4 protein-coding genes are annotated in these 6,003 nt (G+C 38.1%); 2 read left to right on the top strand and 2 right to left on the bottom strand.

The window, feature by feature from the left end:
* Both JW841_05855 and tssI read left to right on the top strand, forming a co-directional pair.
* A partial coding sequence (locus JW841_05855; GenBank protein MBN1960451.1) for a transposase occupies positions 1–923 on the top strand: 923 nt, incomplete at its 5' end.
* A 470-nt stretch (positions 924–1,393) separates the two neighbouring features.
* Complete coding sequence (gene tssI / locus JW841_05850) at positions 1,394–3,583, top strand: type VI secretion system tip protein VgrG (protein ID MBN1960450.1); 2,190 nt, start codon at positions 1,394–1,396, stop codon at positions 3,581–3,583.
* A gap of 35 nt (positions 3,584–3,618) precedes the next feature.
* On the opposite strand, the gene JW841_05845 is transcribed toward tssI, so the two are convergent.
* Both JW841_05845 and JW841_05840 read right to left on the bottom strand, forming a co-directional pair.
* Positions 3,619–4,761, bottom strand: a complete 1,143-nt coding sequence (locus JW841_05845; GenBank protein MBN1960449.1) for a DUF4150 domain-containing protein — start codon at positions 4,759–4,761, stop codon at positions 3,619–3,621.
* Positions 4,751–5,782 (bottom strand): DUF2169 domain-containing protein, encoded by a 1,032-nt coding sequence (locus JW841_05840; protein MBN1960448.1) that lies wholly within the window; start codon positions 5,780–5,782, stop codon positions 4,751–4,753. The genes JW841_05845 and JW841_05840 overlap by 11 nt, the downstream gene beginning before the upstream one ends.
* Positions 5,783–6,003 lie beyond the last annotated feature (221 nt).

The following is a 6,003-nucleotide window of genomic DNA, read 5'->3' as shown; positions in this document are numbered from 1 at the left end:
CCGTGTTAAATTTAGCTACTACACGAACTTTACTTGATCGCCTTTATATTGATGTACGCCTTCGGCGCATATGTGGGTTTTTAACAAGAAAGGATATTCCTAGTGAATCAGTATTCAGTAGAGTTTTCGCTGAATTTGCTCAAAACGATATAGCTCAAAAATTACATCAAGCAATAATCCCAGAGACACAGAGTCAAAGACTTATTGGCCATATTTCAAAAGATTCAACCGCTATAGAGGCAAGAGAGAGGCCAAAGATTAAAGCAAAAACACCACAACTGCAAATCAGAAGAAGTCGAGGTCGTCCTAGAAAAGATGAAATCAGACCTGCAAAACAACAAATAAGAATAGAGCAACAACAAAATATGTCGCTATCGCAAATGCTGTTAGAACTGCTTAAAAGTTGTGATGTTGGTACTAAACGCAATAGCAAAGGTCATCAAACTTCTTGGATAGGTTATAAATTGCACATAGATGTTGCCGACGGCCAAATACCTATAAGTGCTATACTTACCTCAGCTTCTGTACATGATAGTCAAGTAGCTATTCCATTAGCAACTATGAGTAGCCAGCGAGTTACTTCACTTTATGACTTAATGGATGCTGCATATGATTGCGAAGAGATTAAAACTTTTAGTCGATCTTTGGGGCATATTCCGATTATAGATGAAAATCCCCAGTGTAATGGTAAAAGCCAAGAGAAGCGACCTAAAGAAACAAAATTTGAGAAAACACATGGTTTAGCAACGGCAATATCTATTCGTTATAATGAACGCTCAACAGTTGAGCGTGTTAATGCACGGCTTAAAGATGAATTTGGTGGTCGTAATATTTGGGTCAAAGGATACGCGAAAGTAGCTTGCCATTTGTTCTTTGCTTTAGCTGCATTAAGCGCAGATCAAATAATGCGATTGATACAATGAAAAAGTAGTTAATATAGCAACTTCAAAAATTCTGGCCAAATATGGGATGTCATATATGGACCCGCCCAGTTGGCAAGCTAGCGTTAGCAAAGATATTTCTCTCAACCCAGATTTTTATACAGAAAAAACAGAGTAATAGTATTGATATATATTACGTTAGTGCATATTTAATGCTCAATGTTAGCGATTTTACTTTTAATGCCAAGAATTAGAAAGTTTGAGTGCATCTTTAAAAGAACAGAACAAAGCATAAAAATAAAAAATCAAAAATAATTAACCAAAAATAAAATAGCGTAGTAAGCATTTGTAATAGTGCATAAAACACCTTCAATATAAATAAAAAGTAACAAGAAGTAACCTATAAGAGCGATTGTAGTTATTTTAAAATATTCTGGGCTATAAGAATCAAACTATCAGTTATTAAACAGTTATACCTTGTATTTGATTACAAGGCAGGGATGATTGTCGCCATGGCGCTAGAACCTGTATGTTATAATTTTGTAATGGCTGATGGTGATAGTAATTGGCATATAAGACGCTTTAATCTTACTGAAGAAATTTCTGAGTTATATCATTGTGTTCTTGAATTGCAGTATCCGGTAGTAGATATTGATCTCGAGGCAATGTTAGGCGTGTCTTGTTTGGTAACTTTATCACGAGGGTCAATAGTAACTCATCGATTATGTGGAGTAATAAAGCAAATAGAGTGTGTTGGCACCGCTGAAGATCATTTAGTAATTCAAGCTGAAATTGTACCAGCATTGTGGATGTTAACACAAACGATGAACTCACGAATTTTTCAAAATCAAACTGCTGTTGAAATTGTTTGTGAGATTTTGAAGGAAGATTTAGAGCCATATGCGCGTGATGTTAGCTTAACTCTGCGTCGTAGTGCCTATGCAGTGCGTGAATATTGCGTTCAATATCATGAAAGTGATTATGATTTTGTACGTCGTTTATTGCATGAAGAAGGCATTAGTTTTTATTTTGATCATAGTGCTAATAATGAAAACATAATTTTGGTTGATGCAAATAGCGCCTACCCAACATATGATTCACCTACAGGGGATATTGTGAGGTTAGTGCCTCATAGTGCCGGAGTTCCGAGTGAGGAAGTTGTACAGTTGCTGCAAAAAAAACGAGTTCTTGGACCTACAAGCCTAATTTTACGCGAGTATGATTGGCAGAAGCCAAAAATGATGGTGCACTACGAGCTGCATAAAAAAGATAACATGCAAAATGAGCGTTTGATTTATGATTCTGCACCTGCTTTGTGTCTAGAAGCAAATCATCAAGATTTTCGTAATCGTATTGAGTTAGGTAACCAAGCCAATACTATCGCAGATGAGCTAATCGTAGGTGAAGCCATAGTAAGTGGATTTACTCCTGGTAGTCGTTTTGAGTTGTATGATCGTAGTATTGGTGCACTTAAAGGACGCTATCTAATAACCAGCATAGTACATCATGGAACTGCACCTAGTATTTTTGCTGCTGAAGAAAAAAACGATAGTGAATATAAAAACACATTTATTTGTGTTCCAGAAGATAAAGTATATCGACCACATTACGCAAACAAAAGACCGACAGTAGGGACACAGACAGCGGTAGTTGTTGGGCCAGCTAATGAAGAAGTTTACACTGATGAGCATGGGCGAATAAAAGTACAGTTTCATTGGGATTTAAAGGGAAAAAACAATGAACACAGTTCATGTTGGATAAGGGTGATGCAATCATGGGCAGGAAAGGGTTTTGGTACTCTATTTGTACCGCGTATAGGTATGGAGGTTGTAGTACAGTTTTTAGAAGGTAATGCTGATCGACCAATTGTGATTGGCTGCGTATATAATGGTGCCAATTTGACAGCTATATCTTTACCACAAGAGAAGACAAAAAGCGGTATTACTACAAGAAGTTCACCTGAGTGTGCTGGTTATAACGAACTTATTTTTGAAGATGCATGTGGGCATGAAGAGATTGCTATTCGAGCACAAAAAGATTTACGCGCTAAGATTTTGAACGACCAAAGCACACAAATAGGCCATGATGATACAGAATCAGTATCTAATAACCAAACTGTGCAAATTGGTAATAATCAAAATATATCAGTAGGTAGTAATAGGTCATTAAATGTTGGGGCCAATGAAACAATAAATGTAGGGAATGATCAAACTGCAACAATTGTTGCTAATCAAATTACTAATGTTGGTGCTAATCATCAAGTAACAGTTGCGGCACAAGATCAGTTAAACATTGGTGGTAATCGCAGTAAATTAATTGGCGGTAATGAAAGCATATCTGTGTCAGCAAATCGAAAAAGCCAAATAACGTCGAATGATAAACTTACTGTTGGTGGTAGTCAGAACATCAAAATTGCTAGCAAGAAAAGCGAAAGTGTCGGTAGTATAAGTCAAGAGAATATTGGAGGAGCAAAGACACTTTCAATTGGTGGTGCATACGCGGTAAATGTTGGTGCTGCTATGAGTACTACAGTGGCTGGTATTAATACTGAACAAACTGGTTTTCTTAAAATTATTAAAGCTGGTGCTAAAATTCAGTTATGTTGTGGTGATAGTAAAATAACACTTTCAAAAAGTGGCGAAATAACCATTGAAGGTAAAAAAGCGGTTAAAGTTATCGGAGGTGTAATCGATCTTAACTAATCTACATTGAATGAAAATGAGAAATACATAAATCGTTATTTGCTAATTCGAACTCCTACATTAACCGCAACCGTTATTGAAATATCAAGAGCATCGGTAGATTTTGCAGGTTCTATTCCTAGCGCTTTCTGTAGTTGATCACGTTGTCGTAATGTGCGAACGCCTTCACCAGGCATAAATGGTTTTTTATTTAATGTTTTATTAAGTTGAGGAACATAGTTATCTAGCCCACGCTTATAGCACGTTACTAGTACTGCCTCTTGCATCTCTGGCGATAGATTCGCTAACTGCGAAGCAATAGTGGTTTGAGCATCATAGGTGAATAATGCAGCTACATGAGATGTACCGCGATCAGTAAGTATATAGTCAACCATATCTGTATATTGCCATCCTGTTGGGAATTCGTTGGGATAGCGTTGATATAAATCCCAGGCAGTCTCGAGTTTTAAATTGCCAGGACCAATGTCGTTTTTCATGGCATTTAAAAGACGATGGTCAATTCCTACGTCAATGTCCAATTGAATATCATCATTGCTAAGACTATCAATTACCGCATCTTGTGGCGCATCTAGCCACCAACGCCGACTATTATATTCATCAGCGATACCGCCAGCTACTGCAACTGGAGGTACATTATATTTTTTACTATATTCGAGAATGTCAGCCCGCATCTCTTCAATTTTTTTAAAAGTGCTATCTTTATATGGATAGTTGTCTTTTAAAGCCTCATTTTTAACGGTCAAATAAGCATATGGGTCACCACTTGGTGTATCGATAATTTTAATAAATATAACTATCCCGAGGGTATCACCTGGGCCGTTGGGGCCAGCGCAGTTCATGACCATTAGCGAGTTATTAAAAACAGCCCCCTTTTTTTTAAAGCGAACATTGCTGCTTACTATAAGTGGTCGACAGTAACCATTATGCACGCCTGAACGAAGACCACCACCTGTACCAGCCTCATTGCCCTCTACCTTAGGTACTCTGCTTTCTTCTGAAAAAGCCGTTTCAGTAGTTAAGTTTACAGAAGAAGCAGTTTTCTCTGCGTTACCCATGTCGGCAACTAATGTGTAAGGCACGGGCTTCATTACACCGCCAATAGGGGTATTACAGACTGCTGGCGCAGTTGAAACAACGATTACCCGTTCAGCTTTTCTGGCACCTTCTTCACGAGGCATGCTTTAGTTCCTTAAAAGTCCAAACGACCATTTTATCTAATTGAGTACGCGTGTTAATCATGGCGCGCCATGTTAGGTGAACTCGTCGAGCAGGAACATCGATACGAACAGTATCAAGCTGACAGCATTGTTCTTCTATCGGACCAAAAACGTCACTCACGGCTACTTTGATTTTATAGCCAGGAAGACTGAAATTGATTATTTTATGTGGGTCAAAACCTTCAAGAATGACGGGCTCATCACCTTGCATGAAGCCATTGTAAATAAGATCAGGGTGAGCGCTATTGTAGTGTAAAAAATTAAAATCGACAGGCAAACGAGGAGAACGTCTATCAAGCCAAGCCTGATCAAAACTGCCAGCTAGCGTGCGACGTGGTAACCATGCGCGGTTAATAGGGCCAAAACCTTGCGGAGTATAGCGGCGTTTAAGGTTTACGATAGGTTCATTAGGGGCTTCGATTTGCGGTGCTGGTAAGCTTTTAAGTGTACCAGTTTTAAGTCGTCCAGATGATGAACAGGTAACATAACCAAGCCCGACTGGATTGTACTCGTAGGCTTCAGAGGTTTCACCAAAAGTAACCGTGCCTCCATAGGCTAACTCATAATGAAGTGGAACTTTAATGCACGGTGCAGGTTTGTCGAGATACCAACCGAGAATATTGCGACGCCAATAGCGCTGCCCACAAACGCGTAAAGTTTTAGTCAACTGACCAATTCGAGCTCTAACTAACCAGTTTGTTAGTGGATTACCATTTGGTGCATGAGCTTCTGCGTTTAAGTAGATATCAGCGCGTGGCTTATATGGGACAAGATCCGTTTCTTCGATAAGACTGCTAGTGTGAGGATCATTTAAAAAGCGATCATTGAGAGCTAATGGTTCTTGCGTTTGAGCTAACTGTATTTTTTTATGGCTAGTGATGGTAAAGGTGCCACGAACAACTGCAGTGTAAAAAGATAAATCACCAATAGCATCAGTATTAAAAATTAGTGGCGAAAAAGGTGTTTGATTATAAATTTCCATTAGCTAATCCAAATAAGATTATAGCTTCTCAAAAATCTATACACCTGCTTTTAGTTTGCTGGTTGTAAACGTTTTAAAAAAAGAAACTTTTAAAAGTTATGTATTTCAATAGTAACTCCTTAAAAAGTCCTGACGCAGCTTGTAGGAAAAATTAGCGCATATTTTTAAATGCGTATAACATGTATACCATCAAATACCATTTTCATTATTTAAATATATGT

Source organism: Deltaproteobacteria bacterium, from assembly GCA_016931625.1.
Lineage (GTDB): Bacteria > Myxococcota > XYA12-FULL-58-9 > XYA12-FULL-58-9 > JAFGEK01 > JAFGEK01.
Note: the sequence above shows the minus strand (reverse complement) of the source record. Positions and strands in the feature narration are given on the sequence as shown.